Annotated in this window: 15 protein-coding genes and 1 pseudogene; 7 read left to right on the forward strand and 9 right to left on the reverse strand. The window is 71.3% G+C overall.

The genetic code is table 11. The features are described 5' to 3' along the window. Positions 1 to 96: 96 nt before the first annotated feature. Entirely contained in the window at positions 97 to 567 is a 471-nt protein-coding gene (locus IEX31_RS17310) for an SDR family NAD(P)-dependent oxidoreductase (protein WP_229662467.1), read from the forward strand. Here the strand turns inward: IEX31_RS17310 and IEX31_RS17315 are convergent. After that, positions 557 to 1,597, reverse strand: a complete 1,041-nt coding sequence (locus IEX31_RS17315; protein ID WP_229662468.1) for a methylenetetrahydrofolate reductase C-terminal domain-containing protein — start codon at positions 1,595 to 1,597, stop codon at positions 557 to 559. The two genes, IEX31_RS17310 and IEX31_RS17315, sit on opposite strands and share 11 nt — an antisense overlap. A gap of 224 nt (positions 1,598 to 1,821) precedes the next feature. On the opposite strand from IEX31_RS17315, the gene IEX31_RS17320 reads away from it, so the two are divergent. Further along, entirely contained in the window at positions 1,822 to 2,619 is a 798-nt protein-coding gene (locus IEX31_RS17320) for a FadR/GntR family transcriptional regulator (RefSeq protein WP_188744649.1), read from the forward strand. Beyond that, positions 2,613 to 4,013, forward strand: coding sequence for an alpha-hydroxy acid oxidase (locus IEX31_RS17325; protein ID WP_188744650.1), 1,401 nt, complete (start codon positions 2,613 to 2,615; stop codon positions 4,011 to 4,013). The genes IEX31_RS17320 and IEX31_RS17325 overlap by 7 nt, the downstream gene beginning before the upstream one ends. Here the strand turns inward: IEX31_RS17325 and IEX31_RS17330 are convergent. The 7 genes from IEX31_RS17330 to IEX31_RS17360 form a co-directional block, all read right to left on the reverse strand. Beyond that, complete coding sequence (locus IEX31_RS17330; protein ID WP_188744651.1) at positions 3,960 to 4,523, reverse strand: methyltransferase family protein; 564 nt, start codon at positions 4,521 to 4,523, stop codon at positions 3,960 to 3,962. The two genes, IEX31_RS17325 and IEX31_RS17330, sit on opposite strands and share 54 nt — an antisense overlap. After that, a complete protein-coding gene (locus IEX31_RS17335) occupies positions 4,520 to 4,825 on the reverse strand; it encodes a hypothetical protein (protein ID WP_188744652.1) in 306 nt (101 codons plus the stop codon). The genes IEX31_RS17330 and IEX31_RS17335 overlap by 4 nt, the downstream gene beginning before the upstream one ends. A 137-nt stretch (positions 4,826 to 4,962) precedes the next feature. Beyond that, positions 4,963 to 5,442, reverse strand: coding sequence for a hypothetical protein (locus IEX31_RS17340; protein ID WP_188744653.1), 480 nt, complete (start codon positions 5,440 to 5,442; stop codon positions 4,963 to 4,965). A 101-nt stretch (positions 5,443 to 5,543) separates the two neighbouring features. Continuing rightward, positions 5,544 to 5,825, reverse strand: a complete 282-nt coding sequence (locus IEX31_RS17345) for an RraA family protein (protein WP_188744654.1) — start codon at positions 5,823 to 5,825, stop codon at positions 5,544 to 5,546. A gap of 112 nt (positions 5,826 to 5,937) precedes the next feature. Beyond that, positions 5,938 to 6,282: a hypothetical protein gene (locus tag IEX31_RS17350; protein WP_188744655.1), complete on the reverse strand. Its 345-nt coding sequence runs from the start codon at positions 6,280 to 6,282 to the stop codon at positions 5,938 to 5,940. Between the two features lie 130 nt (positions 6,283 to 6,412). Continuing rightward, the gene (locus IEX31_RS17355) at positions 6,413 to 8,722 is read right to left on the reverse strand and encodes a glycoside hydrolase family 3 C-terminal domain-containing protein (protein ID WP_188744656.1); all 2,310 of its coding nucleotides are present in this window, start codon (positions 8,720 to 8,722) and stop codon (positions 6,413 to 6,415) included. Between the two features lie 76 nt (positions 8,723 to 8,798). Next, on the reverse strand, positions 8,799 to 10,076 hold the full coding sequence (locus IEX31_RS17360) for an MFS transporter (RefSeq protein ID WP_188744657.1): 1,278 nt from the start codon (positions 10,074 to 10,076) through the stop codon (positions 8,799 to 8,801). Between the two features lie 91 nt (positions 10,077 to 10,167). Here IEX31_RS17360 and IEX31_RS17365 point away from each other — a divergent pair, with 91 nt between their 5' ends. The 4 genes from IEX31_RS17365 to IEX31_RS17380 all read left to right on the forward strand — a co-directional run bounded on the left by IEX31_RS17365 (position 10,168) and on the right by IEX31_RS17380 (position 14,515). Beyond that, positions 10,168 to 10,761 (forward strand): TetR/AcrR family transcriptional regulator, encoded by a 594-nt coding sequence (locus IEX31_RS17365; protein ID WP_188744658.1) that lies wholly within the window; start codon positions 10,168 to 10,170, stop codon positions 10,759 to 10,761. Between the two features lie 123 nt (positions 10,762 to 10,884). Further along, complete coding sequence (locus IEX31_RS17370) at positions 10,885 to 12,390, forward strand: carboxylesterase/lipase family protein (RefSeq protein ID WP_308423559.1); 1,506 nt, start codon at positions 10,885 to 10,887, stop codon at positions 12,388 to 12,390. Positions 12,391 to 12,453: 63 nt separating this feature from the next. Further along, the gene (locus IEX31_RS17375) at positions 12,454 to 13,704 is read left to right on the forward strand and encodes an ROK family transcriptional regulator (RefSeq protein ID WP_188744659.1); all 1,251 of its coding nucleotides are present in this window, start codon (positions 12,454 to 12,456) and stop codon (positions 13,702 to 13,704) included. Between the two features lie 145 nt (positions 13,705 to 13,849). Continuing rightward, positions 13,850 to 14,515, forward strand: a complete 666-nt coding sequence (locus IEX31_RS17380; protein ID WP_229662469.1) for an SDR family NAD(P)-dependent oxidoreductase — start codon at positions 13,850 to 13,852, stop codon at positions 14,513 to 14,515. Between the two features lie 126 nt (positions 14,516 to 14,641). On the opposite strand, the pseudogene IEX31_RS19685 reads toward IEX31_RS17380, so the two are convergent. Beyond that, positions 14,642 to 15,133, reverse strand: a pseudogene (locus tag IEX31_RS19685) (MFS transporter); the annotation flags it as partial. Between the last annotated feature and the right edge of the window lie 40 nt (positions 15,134 to 15,173).

Consider the following 15,173-nt stretch of genomic DNA (forward strand, 5'->3'; position numbering starts at 1 on the left):
CTCGAACTTCGCCGCCAGTACCGCTTCCACGCCCCGATCGATCGCCATACACCATGATCCCACGCATCCAGTCATCAGACGCGATTATTTATACGCGTGTCCTTAGCACCCCTCCTCGAGATCGACGTGGCCGACTGGGACACGACCTTCGCCATCAACGCTCGAGCCATGCTCGTGACCACCCAGGTCGCCGGGCGCGCCATGATCGCGAGCGGAGGCGGCCGGATCATCAACCTCGCGAGCATGGCGGGCAAGTCGGGTGGCGCGGGCCAGGCGCACTACGCGGCGTCCAAGGCGGCCGTCATCGCACTCACCCGCGTGACCGCGCTGGAGCTCGGCTGCCACAGCATCACCGCGAACGCGCTCTGCCCCGGATACGTGCTCACCGAGATGGGCGAGGAGACCCGAACGGCGGCGGATGTCGCGGAGTGGTCGTCGTACTCGCCGCTCGGGCGGCTCGGGGTCGCCGACGACGTGGCGGGCGTCGCGCTGTTCCTCGCGACATCCGACGCCGACTACCTCACCGGGCAGGCGATCAACGTCACCGGCGGGATGATCATGCACTGAGCGCGAGCCGGGTCGCGATCTCGGCGAGCGCGTCGGCGAACGACTCCTCGCGGCCCGGCCCGGGGCCGCCCGAGAGGTCGACTCCCGCCACGCCGTCGAGCTCGAGCATGCGCTCGCAGAGCGCGACCGTCGCCTCGATGCCCGCGCGGCGGGGATCGGTGGCCGAACGGATGTCGCGGAGGAATCCCTCGGGCAGCAGGAGTGTCGTGAACGACTCGAGCAGCGACGCGCTGCCCGCGTCGATCACGACCGGGACGCAGGGGATGAACCGGAGCGACGAGCCGCCTCGGCGCACCTCGTCGATGAACGCCCGCACGCTCTCGACGCCGCCGCAGTGGTTGACGAAGCAGATCTGGGCGCCGGCGCGTTCCTTCTCGAGGAGTCGGGCCGCGCGCTCGTCGGTCGGCGGTGCGGCCGGCGACTCGGCGACCGAAACGAGGTGCCCCGCTGCACGGGCGAGCGCGGCCAGTTCGGTCGAGTCCAGGTCGAAGACGGGGGCGGCGTCCGGCCGGGAACCCGTGAGGGTGTGATCGCCGGTCACGCAGTGCACGCCGGCAACGCCGACCTCGGCGAGTCCCGCGAGCTCACCCTCGAGCGCGACGCGGTTGCGATCGCGGCAGTTCACGCCCGACCACACGGCGAGGCCCTCCTGCTGGATGAGCGCGGCCCGGAGGCTCGGCGAGAACTGCACGCGCGAGGTCGCCGCGTCGCCGGCGAGCGTGGCGTCGACCGCGCCGGCGAGGAGGCGCGCGCAGCGCTGCAGCGACTCGGCGTCCAGCGCCCGCGCCGGGAAGTCGGCGACCACGACCTGCCGGCGGTCGAGGAGCGCCGCGGTCGCGGTCGCCGAGGCCGTGGGCACCTTCGGGGTCGGCACACCGCTCGGCGACCGGTCGATGCCGCGCCACTCGCGGACGCCGCCATCGAGGAAGGTGCATGTGAACGACGCGATCTCGCATGTGCCGTCGAACTCGACGCCCCCGCATGGTCCGTACTGCATGTGCTTGGGGCATTCGAGCATCTCGGTCGACACGGGGACTCCCTCCGCCACCGCCGGCGCGCCGCCGCCCGGCTTGCGTCAGCGTAGCGACGTCGTGTGTCGGCCCGGTTTCCGGCGAGCGGCGTCGTCCATCAGACGCCGACGGCCGGGCAGCTGAGACGTCGCGGCAACTGGGGTCCATCCGCCGGTCGCTCCTCGTGGTCTGACCACTCTGATAGTGTGGTCAGACCACATACGGCGCGAGAGGAGCAAGCAGCATGGCCGCTGCGGCATCCGGCGCACCCGCGACATCCGCCGCTGCCACTGCGTCCGCGACATCCGCCACACCCGACGCGCCCCGCGCATGGCGGGCCGTGCTCGAGCACGTCGAACGGCAGCTCGTCGAGGGCACGCTCGCGCCCGGCGACCGCCTTCCCGGCGAGCGTGCGCTCTCGGCAGCACTCGGCGTCGGCCGCTCGAGCGTGCGCGAGGCGCTGCGCGTGCTCGAGGCGCTCGGCCTCATCCGCACGCACGCGGGCTCCGGCCCGAACGCGGGCGCCATCATCATCGCCACGCCGGGCGGTGCCATGAGCGCGCTGATGCGGCTGCAGGTCGCGGCTCGCGGCTTCCCGGTCGCCGACATCGTGGGCACCCGGCTCGTGCTGGAGGCCTCGGTCGTCGGTGATCTCGCCGATGCATCCGCCCGACCCGATCTCTCCGCCGCCGAGCGACTGCTCGACGCCATGGACTCCCCCGACCTCGAGCCGCCAGAGTTCCTCGCGGTCGACGCGGCGTTCCATCTCGCGCTGGCCGAGGCATCCGGAAACCAGGTCATCACCGCCACCATGGCGGGCCTGCGCAGCGGCATCGAGGGCTACGCGCTCGCGGGCCTTCGCCACATCACCGACTGGGCCGCGACCTCCGCGCGCCTCCGCCGCGAGCACCGCGGCATCGTCGAGGCCATCATCGCAACGGATGCCACGACCGCCCGCACCCGCATCCACGACCACATCTCGGGCTACTACGCCGAGATCTCCCCCGAGCCCGAACCGAAAGAGGCAGCGACGACATGGTGAAGCGCCAGTTCCCGAACCCCCGCGAGCTCGGCCGGCTCATGCAGTTCAAGAAGCCCACGCTCAACCCCACCGACCGCCGACTCGAGCGGGCGCTCACCATCGCCGACCTGCGGGCCATCGCGAAGCGGCGCACGCCCAAGGCGCCGTTCGACTACACCGAGGGTGCGGCCGAGGGCGAGCTCTCGCTCGCGCGCGCACGCCAGGCGTTCCAGGACGTGGAATTCCACCCGTCGATCCTGCGCAACGTGCCCGTCGTCGACACGAGCCGCGAGGTGCTCGGCGGCCCGAGCGCCCTGCCCTTCGGCATCGCGCCCACCGGGTTCACGCGCATGATGCAGACCGAGGGCGAGGTCGCCGGTGCCGGCGCGGCCGGGGCGGCGGGCATCCCGTTCACGCTCTCCACGCTCGGCACCACCTCGATCGAGGATGTCAGGGCCGCGAACCCGACGGGCCGCAACTGGTTCCAGCTCTACGTGATGCGCAAGCGCGAGATCTCGTACGGGCTCGTCGAGCGCGCGGCATCCGCCGGCTTCGACGCCCTCTTCTTCACGGTCGACACCCCGGTGGCGGGTGCCCGCCTGCGCGACAAGCGGAACGGCTTCTCGATCCCGCCGCAGCTGACGCTCGGCACGGTGGTCAACGCGATCCCGCGGCCGGCGTGGTGGATCGACTTCCTCACGACCCCGCCGCTGGAGTTCGCCTCGCTCAGGTCGACAGGCGGCACGGTCGCCGACCTGGTCGACAGTGCCATGGACCCGACCATCTCGTTCGAGGACCTTGACACCATCCGCGGCATCTGGCCGGGGAAGATCCTCGTCAAGGGCGTGCAGACCGTCGAGGACGCGAAGCTCCTCGCCGACCGCGGCGTCGACGGCATCGTGCTCTCGAATCACGGCGGCCGCCAGCTCGACCGCGCACCCATCCCGTTCCACCTGCTGCCGCACGTGGTGCGCGAGGTCGGCAACGACTTCGAGGTGCACCTCGACACGGGCATCATGAACGGCGCCGACATCGTCGCGTCGATCGCGCTCGGCGCCCGGTTCACGCTCGTCGGGCGCGCTTACCTGTACGGACTCATGGCCGGCGGCCGTCGCGGCGTCGACAAGACCATCGCGATCCTCCGCTCCGAGATCGAGCGCACCATGAAGCTCCTCGAGGTCGCCACGCTCGACGAGCTCGGGCCGCAGCACGTGACGCAGCTTGCGCGCCTGCAGCCGGTCGCCAAGCCGGTGGCGGATGCCGCGGCCGCCGCGGAATCGTCGAAGCCGAAGACCGTGCGATCACCGCGCGCAGCCGCCACGATGAAGGCGCCGTCGACGGCAGCGTCAGCGAAGGCAGCGTCAGCGAAGGCGTCCCCCTCGAAGCCCGCCGCCCGCAGCTCGGTCTCGAAGTAGGTCCTTTGGCCGCAGCCGCCGCGGCAGGCCCGCATAGCGCGGCACTCGCTCGGCGTACCGCTCGTACTCCTCACCGAACCGGGCCCGGAGATCGCGCTCCTCGGCGACCGATCCGCCGATGTGTTCGACGAGGACGGCCACGGGCAGTGTGGCCGCCACCCAGAGGGTTCCGCGCAGCACACCGACGCCGAGGTGGATGAGCCACCAGCCGAGGTACATGGGATGGCGGCTGAACGCGTACGGCCCGGTGCTGACGAGCGACTCCGGCTGCTCGAGCTGGAAGTCCCCGGTGCTCCGACGTCGGCGTTCGACCAGCGCCCACGCGTTCAGCGCGAGCCCCGCAGCGATCGAGGCGGCACCCGCAGCCCGTTGCGCTGCCCGCGAGCCCGGCATTGGTGCGCGGCGCACGCGGTCGAGCACGAGGACCAGCACGACGCCGACAGCCGACCCCGCCGGCAACGGGAGGTTGTCGTAGACGCCCTTGGCGCGCCGGATGATGTTCGGCCTCATGGCACCCGCTCCGGGTGCCCAGCGAGTCGATTCCGCCGCTCCCATGCAGCGCGATACCGCAGGAACCAGATGAGCATGAGCGCGGAGGCGACGAGGTAGAACGTGTGCAGGAACCAGATCGGGCCCATCGGAAGGCTGAACACGTACACGGAGTGCACGGCGTTTCCGACGTTCGTGATCGCGATGTTGCCGAGGCTGTACGAGGACAGGTCCTTCGTGCGCGCGGCCTTCACCAGCATGGGCAGGTAGCTCATGGCGAAGAGGCCGGTCGAGAGGACGCCGGCGATCACGGCGAGGTCCATGTCAGCGACGCTATTGATGACGCGCCGTCGCGGCATCCGGAGAACCACCTATTCCCGGACGCCACATGGAGCACGATGTCCATCCACCGTGCACCTCACCCCCGGACCTCACGTCAGGGCGTGCTCGGAGACCTCGGCTACGCCGTCCCGAACTTCACACGACGGGCCCGCCGCTTCGCGACCTTCTGCTGGGCCTTGCGATCCGTGGGGGTGAAGACGCTCACGAACAGCGTGCGGAGGCCGGTGACGACACCCATCGACTTCGCCTGCTTCACCTGCACGCGCTGTCGCCTGATCGCCTTCGGTGCGCCGCCCCTGCGGGAGGCGTCACGCGAGGACGCGCGGCCGCCGGCCGTGCCGTAGCGCACGGCCATGCGCTCGAGCCGGGCGGAGGCGACCCGCGCGTCGCGCCTGGCGCGGCGCGGGCTGCGGCCGACCTCGTCCTTGGCTCGGCGGATGCGGGCGCGCTCCACATCGGCAAACGCGTCCACTCGTGGGCGAACCTCCCTCGGCAGCGACGACGCGAGGCTGCGTGTCTCCTTCGCCGACCGTTCGGCGTCCTTCACGGCGCGCTTCGCCGCACGACGGGCGTCTCGTTCCTGTTGCCTCTTCGGCATCGGGTCCTCCTCACGGGATCGACCGGTTCGTCGATCCACGGCCTCGACATCCGGCGAGCGTACGCGGACACCGGGCTGCGACCCAACCCCTTGACAGCCGGTCACACCTCGATGGCGCCGCCGCGTTCTCGCAGGTAGCTCCGCAGCGTCAGTTCGGGATCGGCGGCCTGACGCCGCCGGTACGCCGAGAACGCGAGCTCGTCGCGCAGGCTGGTGCCTGCCCGCATCCGCTCGGCCTGCGCGGTCTCGACCCCCTGGATCTCGCGTGCGAGCTCGATCACCTCGTCGACGCGGTCGGATGCCACGACGAGCACGCCGTCGTCGTCGGCGAAAACATGGTCGCCGTCGGTCTCCGCGACGCCGTCGAGGAACGCCGTGTTCATGCGGCGGCCGGCGGGCGGGACCCGCCGCTGGCCGTACGGACACGCGCCGAGGCTGCGACACGTCCAATGGAACCCCCGCGGCCCGCTCACGGCAGCCGCCCGCGGCATCCGCTCACCCCTCGTCGATGAGCTCGAGCAGCTTCCTCGCGGCGTCGCGGATCTCGTCGTGGTCGTACTGGCCCGCGCGACTCTCGAGCGAGACGACCGCGCAGCGGTGCACCTTCCGGAAGTCGCCGTACGGGAACGACGACGCCTGCTTCGTGTCCCGGGTCTCGTCGTCGATGCCGAGGTGCCAGTGACGGAACTCCGTCCAACCGTCTCTCTCGATGAACGCGTTCTCCTCGTCGGTGCTCGGCGCATGCTCGCTCCAGTCGTCGCGCTCGTCGCGCACCACCTTGCCCTCGCGCACGAGCGCGCGGGCTTGCCGCAGCGCGGGCTCGTTCAGCCGGATCGCCATGGTGTTCCCCTCTCATTGCGGTATGTCCCCGTACTATGCGGGGCGCCCGGCCACTTCAAGGGGGTTGCGCCGACGACGAGCGGATGCCGCGTGCCGACGCATCGACCCGCGGCATCCGGTCTCGTCGTGGTCAACCGGCCGCGTTCGCGGCGGCGATCAGCTGGTCGACCTGCTCGCGCCCGAAGGGCATGCCCGGGAACGACGCCAGACGACCGATGGGGAACGAAGACATCATGTTGAACAGCGAGGGGTCGGCCATGAGCGCGTTCGTCGTGGTGTCGCCGCTCGCGGCGAGTGCCCGCTGGATGACCTGCGAGGCCGCCGGATGCGCCATCACCTCGCCCATCGACGACTCCGGCGCGAGCGGGATGCGCACGGGGTCGCCTTCCACCTCGACCGGCACCGTCGTCCGGATGTCGCGGCTGGACGCGCCGACCTCCACCGTGTACGCGCCGCCCTCGACGATCCAGGCGTCGACCCGCGTGTCCCAGTAGGCGAGGTCCGCACGCCGCACCCGCACCTCGACCGAGCGCGACTGGCCCGCGGCGAGCGTGACCTTGGCGAAGCCCTTGAGCTCGCGGGGCGCGCGCACGACGGCGGATCCGGGCACCGACGTGTACACCTGCACGACCTCGGCGCCGTCGCGGTCGCCGGTGTTCGTGACCGTCACGCGCACCGTGAGGCCCGCGCCATCCGCTTCGACGGAGGCGCTGGAATAGGCGAACGTCGTGTACGAGAGGCCGTGCCCGAACGGGTAGGAGACCTCGAGCTCGCGGGCGTCGTACCAGCGGTAGCCCACGAACAGGCCCTCGCCGTAGCGAACATGCGAGTGCTCGCCCGGGAAGTCGAGGTACGCGGGGCTGTCGGCGAGGCGCACGGGAATCGTCTCGGCGAGCCGGCCCGACGGGTTCGCCACGCCGTACAGCACGTCGGCGATGGCGCCGCCGCCGGCCTGGCCGAGGAGCCAGCCCTCCACGATGGCGGGCACGCGCTCGACGAGGCCCGAGAGGCGCACGACCCCGCCGTTCGAGAGCACGACCACCGTGCGCGGATTCGCGGCGACGACGGCATCGACGAGCGCCAGTTGGGCCGCGGGCAGCTCCAGGTCGTCCCGGTCGAAACCCTCCGACTCGAGTGCGGCGGGCACGCCGAGGAACAGCAGCACGTTCTCGGCGGCGGATGCCGCGGACACGGCCTCGGCGGTGAGCTCGTCGGACATCGTGCCGTCGTCCGCGTATCCCGCGACGAACGGCACCTCGGCGCCGGCGATCGCGCGGATCTCGTCGAGGGCGCTGTCGAGCCTCGTCGGGTTGATGAGCGACGACCCGGCGCCCTGGTAGCGCGGAGTGCGCGCCAGCTCGCCGACGACGGCGACGGATGCGCCGGCCGCGAGCGGCAGCACGGCATCGTCGTTCTTCAGCAGCACGATCGACGCACCCGCAGCCTCGCGGGCGAGCGCATGGTGCGCGTCGGCGTCGTACGCCGGAGTGCTCGCCGAGCCGGTCGACTGGCGAACCCCACGCGTGGCCTTCTGCACGAGGTCGACGTTGCGGCGTGCCGCGATGTCGATCAGGCGCTCGTCGAGCACGCCCGACCGCACGGCGGCGACGAGCTCGGCGTCGGTGCGTCCGCCGCTCCCCGGCATCTCGAGGTCGAGTCCGGCTGCGAGGCCGGTGACACGATCGTTCACGGCGCCCCAGTCCGAGACCACGAGGCCCTCGAAGCCCCACTCGTCGCGGAGCACCCTGGTGAGCAGCCACGGGTCCTCGGAGGTGTACACGCCGTTCAGCCGGTTGTACGAGCACATGACGGTCCGCGGCTGCTCGTCCTCGACGACGCGTTGGAAGCCGCGCAGGTAGATCTCTCGCAGCGGCCGCTCGTCGATGTCGGCCGAGACGCGCATGCGGTCGGCCTCCTGGTTGTTGGCGGCGAAGTGCTTGAGCGAGGCGCCCACGCCCTGCGTCTGGACTCCTCGCACGAGCGCCGAGCCGAGCACGCCCGACACGAACGGGTCTTCGGAGAGGTACTCGAAGTTGCGGCCGCACAGAGGTGAGCGCTTGATGTTGATGCCCGGACCGAGCAGCACGCCCACCCTCTCGGCGCGCGCCTCCTCACCGAGGGCGACGCCGACGCGTTCGAGCAACTCCGGGTCGAACGACGACCCGAGTGCCACCGCGGGCGGGAAGCACGTGGCGGGCACGCTGTCGCCGATGCCGAGGTGGTCGGCGTCCTCGCGCTGCTTCCGTACCCCGTGCGGGCCATCGGTGAGCATGATCGCCGGCAGGCCCACGCGGGCCACGGGCTTCGTGGTCCAGAAGTCCGCGCCGCTCGTGAGCGACGCCTTCTCCTCGAGGGTGAGGGCGGCCACGACGTCGGCGGCCGGGCGGTCGATGGCGGATGCCGCTGCGGCATCCGTGGTGGCATCCAAGGTGTCGGTCATGAAGCTCCTTCGTACGCGGATTCGGGTGTCGGGTCCGATGGGTCGGCGATCGCCTCGCCGGGCGCGCCCGTCGTCATCACTTGACCGCCTTGATCGGCCAGACCGCGAACGCTCCGAGCACCGCGAGGGCGATGCCCACTGGGAAGAGCGCGGCGTAGCCGCCGAAGGCGAGCACGATCGCGCCGCCCACTGCCGGGGCGAGCGTCTGCGGCAGGGTCGCGGCGATGTTCACGACGCCGAGGTCCTTCGCGTAGGACTCCTTCGACGGCAGCACCTCGCTCATGAGGGCTTGGTCGACCGACTGGAACATGCCGAAGCCGAGGCCGGCGATGAGGGTGAACACCAGCCAGCCGACGAAGGTCGGCATGACGAGCGGCACGACCATCGCGAGCGCCACCACGATGGTCGACGCGAAGACGAACACCTTGCGGCGTCCGAGGCGGTCGGAGATCGGACCGCCGACGACCATCGCCGAGATCATGCCGACGAGCCCGACAAGACCGAACAACGGGATGGACTCGATCGCGGCGTCGCCGAGGCCGATGTAGTCCTGCAGGATGAAGAGCTGGTAGCCGGTCACGGCGAAGTAGGCGGTGTAGAGCAGCAGTCGGCCCGTGAACGCCCAGAAGAAGTCAGGGTGCGCGACCGGGTTCACCCAGAAGGTGGAGAGGAACACGCGCAGGGAGAACGGCGGGTTCTGCTGGTCGCGGCTCGAGTGGTCGGGGTTGAACACGACGAACACCACGGTGACGACGAGCGCGAGGCCCGACAGGAACAGGTACGCCGCCGGGATGTTCGCGCTCAGGGCGACGCCGGCGATCTGGCCACCGAGCGCGCCGAGCATCGCGCCCATGCCGGCGAGCGCAGCGAACGTGCCACGGGCGGCCCGGGGCACGCGGTCGGGCAGGATCGCCGAGAGCGGTCCCTGCGCGAAGTTGTAGGCGACCTGCACCATGGTCCAGGCGATCGCGACCATGGCGAGGGTGTTCGCGAGCGCCATGCCGATGAGGGCGAGTCCGCCGATGAGCGCGCCGCCGATCATCCACGGTGCGCGACGGCCGAATCGGGAACGCGTGCGGTCGGAGATCGCGCCGGCGACCGGCTGGGCGATCATCGCCGCGAATGCGCCGATCGTGGTCACGAGTGCCAGGTTGGCGACCTTGCTGGCCGGGTCGATGGCGGTGACCTGCAGCGGCAGGAGCACGCCGGGGATCGCGCCCCAGAGGATGAAGATCGAGAGGTTGGCCGGGATGATCCAGGCGAGCAGGCGCTTGAGGCTCCCCTCGACGAGTGGGCGGGGTTCGTCGGAGCCGTCGAATTCGTGCGTGGGCGCGGGGGCTGACGCCGTCGTCATGGTGGGTCCTTTCGGAAATCTCGACAGTGAGTGGCCAAAACCATATCGCGCTCGGTTTTCCAATGCAACTCCCGTTCCGTACCATGCAGGTATGGCACGCAGGGGTTCGTACGCGAAGGGCATCGCGAAGCGCGAGGAGATCCTCACCGCGGCGCTCGACGTGATCGCCCGCGACGGCTACGGCCGTGCGTCGGTGCGCGAGCTCGCCGGTGCCGTCGGCCTCAGCCAGGCCGGCCTGCTGCATTACTTCTCGTCGAAGGAGGAACTCTTCGCCGAGATCCTCCGCAAGCGCGACGAGGTCGACGCGGCGACGTTCATCGATGACGCAGGCAGCGACGGTCCCGTGGCGCTCATGCGCGAGTACCCCGAGCTGATCCGGCACAACGCCGACGTGCCCGGCCTCGTGCAGCTGTACGCTCGGCTCTCGGCCGACGCGACCGATCCCGGGCATCCGGCGCACGCGTTCTTCGCCGACCGCAATCGCCGGTTCCGCGCGTTCGCGGCCGAGGGAGTGCGCAGGGCGCAGGCCTCTGGCGCCCTGCCCGACGACCTCGATCCTGAGCGAGTGGCGACGATGCTCATGGCGCTCGCCGACGGTCTCCAGACGCAGTGGCTCATGGATCCAGAGCTTGACATGAGCGAACACGTCGCCGAGTTCCTCGCGATCCTCGGGCGTCGGGCCTGAATGGTCTTGAACTTCGCCCCTTGGGCTGGTCACAATAATCGCGAACACCGCTCGGTATTCGGAGGCGCTCGGGATCGCCCGGTATCGACGCCCCCAGTGCGAGCGTTCGAGAGGAGCACCAGCGTGACCCAGACCAGCACCGAGACCCACGTCGAGGTCGACACCATGGCGGGCCGCGTGTGCGGCGCATGGCGGGGAACGCCCGGCGCGCCCGGCGCATCCGCCGCCTTCCTCGGCATCCCGTTCGCGGAGGCGCCGGTCGACGAGCTCCGGTTCGCCGCCCCCGTACCGCACCGACCATGGTCGGGAGTGCGCAACGCCCTGCAGTTCGGCGCGACAGCGCAGCGCGGCGACCCCGGCGTCACGCTCATCCCGGAGCCGTCGGTGCCCGGCGACTCGATCCTCAACGTCAATGTCTTCACGCCCTCGCCCACCCGGGCAGCCGACGGCGCCGGTCTGCCGGTGCTGGTCTGGATCCACGGCGGCGGCTACTTCGCCGGTTCGCCCGCGAGCCCCTGGTACGACGGCAGAGCTTTCAATCGCGACGGCGTCGTGACCGTCACGATCTCGTACCGACTGGGCTTCGACGGCTTCGGCTGGATCGCGGATGCCCCGATGAATCGCGGCGTGCTCGACTGGCTGCTCGCCCTCGAGTGGGTTCGCGACAACATCGCCGCGTTCGGCGGCGACCCGTCGCGGGTCACGATCGCCGGCCAGTCGGCGGGCGGTGGCGCCGTGCTGACCCTGCTCGGCATGCCGCGGGCGCAGGGCCTCTTCCACGGCGCGGTGGCGGTCTCGGGTGCGACGGCGGATGTCGCGCCTGAGCGCGCGGAGCTCCTCGGACGCCGCGTCGCCGAGCTCGCGGGCGTCGAGCCCACGCGGGCGGGGCTCTCGACGGTCGACGAGGCACGGCTCATCGAGCTGCAGCAACACGCCTCCGAACCGGTGTCGAACGATGCGATGGCCGCTCTCACTCAGATGGTCGACGACGGCCTGGCGTTCGGCCCTGCGATCGACGGGGTGTTGATCACCCGGCCCACCCGCGAATCGATCGGCGCGGGCGTCGGCGCCCACGTGCCGCTCCTGCTCGGCGCTACCGATGACGAGTTCGCGATGATCTTCACCGCGGCCGCGAAGAAGCTGCGCTTCATCCCGGCGCGATTCCTGCTCGGCAGGGTGAGCCGCCTCCCGTCGGCCGTGCGCCGCGCATGGCTCGCCGAGAACCACGACATCCGCGCCCGAGGCACTGCGGCAGTTCTCGGCCGATTCGTCACCGACCGGATGTTCCGCACGTCGGTGCCCACCGTCGCTCGGCTCCGCGGGGACGCGCCGACCTGGACATACCGGTTCGCCTGGCGATCACCGGTGTTCGACGCGGCGGTGCACTGCGTCGACGTGCCGTTCTTCTTCGACTGCCTGGACGCTGTGCAGGTCGAGCCGCTCGCCGGCTCGAATCCGCCGCAGCCCCTGGCCGACGAGGTGCACGCCCGAGCGGTCGCGTTCGTGTGCGACGGTGATCCCGGCTGGCCGCGGTATACGCCGAACCGCCGCATTGCGCGTGTCTACGACACCCCGTCGGCCGACGTGTCCGACGCCTACGCCGGCGTCCGGTCGCTGTTGTCAGCCTGAACGGGGCGCAGTCCCCCGAACGGGGTACGTGACCGGCCACGACGCGACCACCATGCTTGCGGCATGACGAACGTCGGCGAGACCTCCGTTCCTCCCACGACCGGCCCATTGTCCACGCACCTCGCCCACGCCACTCTCGTCCTCGAGCACCTCGTCGATCACGGCCCATCGACGCGCAGCGAGCTCACCACGGCGACCGGCCTGGGCCGGGGCGCGATCGCGGGTCTCACCGCGCGGCTCATCGACGCGGGCGTCATCCGCCCGGCGGGGGCCGACCCGACGGGTGGCGGGCGCGCGACGCCGCTGTCGCTCTCCGCCGCCGACCGCGTGCTCGTGACCTGCATGATCGGTCCCGACGAGGCGACCGCCACGTTCGCCGGCCTCTCGGGCGAAGAGCTCGGTCGCTTCACGGTCCCGGTCCCGGTCCAGGCCGACGGGGCGCCCGCGACACCCGCCGCGGCGTTCGACTCGCTCGGCGCCGCGCTCTCGCGCGCGCTCGCCCGAGCCGAGCGGTCGGAGCATCCGGTCGCCGACGTGACGGTGCTCGTCGACGGCATGGTGGCCGGCTCGCCCGCCGTCGTCATCACCGACGCCCGATTCGGGGTCGAGCCGGTCGACGTGCTCGGCGAGCTGCACACGCGCGTGCCCGCCCTCGCCGAGGTCGAGCCGACGCTGCTCCTGCCGGTCACCCTCGAGCCCGCGGCCGTGGCCGCCGCCGCAGCCGAACGCGGAGACCTGTCGGGCATCTCCGATCTCCTCTACCTCGCTGGCGACACGGGCGTGGCGGCCGCGTCGGTTGCGGGGGGCCGTCCGTTGCCGGGCGCGCACGGCCTCGCGACGACGTTCGCGCACCTGCCGGTGGTCGAGGACGGCATGCGCTGCGAGTGCGGACAGCGTGGATGCCTCGCCACGGTCGCCGCGCCAGCGCTCGTGCTCGAACGCGCCGGCCTGGCCGACTTCGCCGCGACGCACGGGCGCGCAGCTGCGCTCGAGGAACTCGTCGCCCGGATCGAGGCCGCGGAGGATCGGGCACGCTGGTCGTGGCTCGACGCCGCCCGCTGGGTCGGCCGGGCCCTGCAGCTCGTGGTATCCACCATGGACCCGGCGGTGGTCGTGGTCGGCGGGTACTGGGCGCGACTGGTCGACGACATCGACGCGGCGTACCGGGCGAACCGGCCGACGCTCGGGGGCGGTGCGCTCGCGGCGATCCCCACCATCCAGCCGGCCCGCGCCGGGACCGACGCCGCAATCCTGGGAGCCCGCCGCCAGGCCAGGGAGCGCCTGCTCGCCGACCCCCTCCTGCTCGCGGGCTGAGGCGGCGCCCTGCGTACGATGTCGTCATGAGCCTCCCAGACCTGTGGAACCTCGACGGCCGCGTCGCCATCGTGAGCGGGGCGGGCAGCCCCATGGGCATCGGAATCGCCGCAGCACGGGCGCTCGGCGAGCTGGGGCGGGAATCGTGCTCACCGCCACGAGTGAGCGCGTGCACGAGCGCGCCGAGGAGCTCCGCGACGCGGGCATCACGGCCACCGGATTCGTGGCGCGACTCGACGTCGAGGAGCAGGTCGACGATCTCGGCGCCGAGCTCGCGGCGGCCGGCATCCGTCCCACCATCGTGGTGAACAACGCGGGCATGATCGCGACCGGCGACCCCGAGATGCTGCACGGCGACGCCACGATGTCACTCGCCGACTGGAACGCGAGCCTCGCCATGAACCTCACGACCGCGTTCCTGCTCACCCGCGCCATGCTGCCCGGGATGCGAGAGACCGGCTGGGGGCGGGTGATCTGCGTCTCGAGCGTCACCGGTCCGCTCATGGCCTCGCGCGGCGACGTCGGATACGCCACGGCGAAGGCGGGCATGCTCGGCTACGTCCGCGCGCTCGCCGTGGATGAGGCGCTCTCGGGCATCACGGCGAACGCGGTCGCGCCCGGCTGGATCGCCACGGCGAGCCAGCTGCCGACCGAGGCCGAGGAGGGATTGCTCGTGCCGCTCGCGCGCAGCGGCCGACCCGAGGAGGTCGCGTCGGCGATCGCGTGGCTCGCGAGCCCCGGCGCGGCGTACGTGACCGGACAGCTCATCCCCGTCGACGGCGGCAACGCAGTGGCGGAAGAACGCCGCTGAGCCCAGCGGCTCCGGTGGGCGCACGCGAGGGGGAATGATCGGCCGCGCCGTCGACTGCACCGCACATGTGCGCGATCCGAGCAGCTCGCCGACGTAGGCACCCGCCGGAACCGCCGCGATGGTCGCGAGCGATACGCCCGTGTTCACGATCGTCATGGCTCGCCCCAGCCGATCGGCCGGCACCAGCTGGGCGGTCACGGCCAGCGACATGGCCCAGAAGCCCGCGATCGACATGCCGAGCAGCAGACGGGCGGCGAGCATGATCCAGAACACCGGAGCGATGGCGACGAGCACGTTCGACGCGATCGCCAATATGGTGAGTCCCGCCATCACCCAGCGGCGGTCGAGGCGCGGCAGGCCGGACACGATGAGCGGCCCGCCCACGATGCCGATGACGCTCGTCGGCGTGACGAGCTGACCGGCGACACCCTCGGTGACACCGAGGTCGGCGGCGATCGGCGAGAGCCGGCTCGCCGGCAGGAACTCGCTCGCCACGAGCGTGAAGATGCCCAGTGTTAAGACGACGCTTCTGGTAGCACCTGTGTAACGATGCGGTATGTCATGTCTCAGAGCTTCGTTTACAAGCTGTCTCATGACTTCGTTTACAGCATGTCTCATGAGTTCGTTGACAGGTAGCACCCCACGATCGGGGGATGTC

It is taken from the genome of Agromyces bauzanensis (assembly GCF_014645655.1).
Taxonomy (GTDB): domain Bacteria; phylum Actinomycetota; class Actinomycetes; order Actinomycetales; family Microbacteriaceae; genus Agromyces; species Agromyces bauzanensis.

Bases quoted from the DNA above. Each gene is read 5' to 3' on its own strand.
- IEX31_RS17330 (WP_188744651.1), bottom strand. From the start codon at position 4,523: ATGAGGCCGAACATCATCCGGCGCGCCAAGGGCGTCTACGACAACCTC.
- IEX31_RS17355 (WP_188744656.1), bottom strand. From the start codon at position 8,722: ATGACCGACACCTTGGATGCCACCACGGATGCCGCAGCGGCATCCGCC.
- IEX31_RS17365 (WP_188744658.1), top strand. From the start codon at position 10,168: ATGGCACGCAGGGGTTCGTACGCGAAGGGCATCGCGAAGCGCGAGGAG.
- IEX31_RS17345 (WP_188744654.1), bottom strand. From the start codon at position 5,825: ATGAACACGGCGTTCCTCGACGGCGTCGCGGAGACCGACGGCGACCAT.
- IEX31_RS17335 (WP_188744652.1), bottom strand. From the start codon at position 4,825: ATGGACCTCGCCGTGATCGCCGGCGTCCTCTCGACCGGCCTCTTCGCC.
- IEX31_RS17340 (WP_188744653.1), bottom strand. From the start codon at position 5,442: ATGCCGAAGAGGCAACAGGAACGAGACGCCCGTCGTGCGGCGAAGCGC.
- IEX31_RS17320 (WP_188744649.1), top strand. From the start codon at position 1,822: ATGGCCGCTGCGGCATCCGGCGCACCCGCGACATCCGCCGCTGCCACT.
- IEX31_RS17360 (WP_188744657.1), bottom strand. From the start codon at position 10,076: ATGACGACGGCGTCAGCCCCCGCGCCCACGCACGAATTCGACGGCTCC.
- IEX31_RS17350 (WP_188744655.1), bottom strand. From the start codon at position 6,282: ATGGCGATCCGGCTGAACGAGCCCGCGCTGCGGCAAGCCCGCGCGCTC.
- IEX31_RS17325 (WP_188744650.1), top strand. From the start codon at position 2,613: ATGGTGAAGCGCCAGTTCCCGAACCCCCGCGAGCTCGGCCGGCTCATG.
- IEX31_RS17375 (WP_188744659.1), top strand. From the start codon at position 12,454: ATGACGAACGTCGGCGAGACCTCCGTTCCTCCCACGACCGGCCCATTG.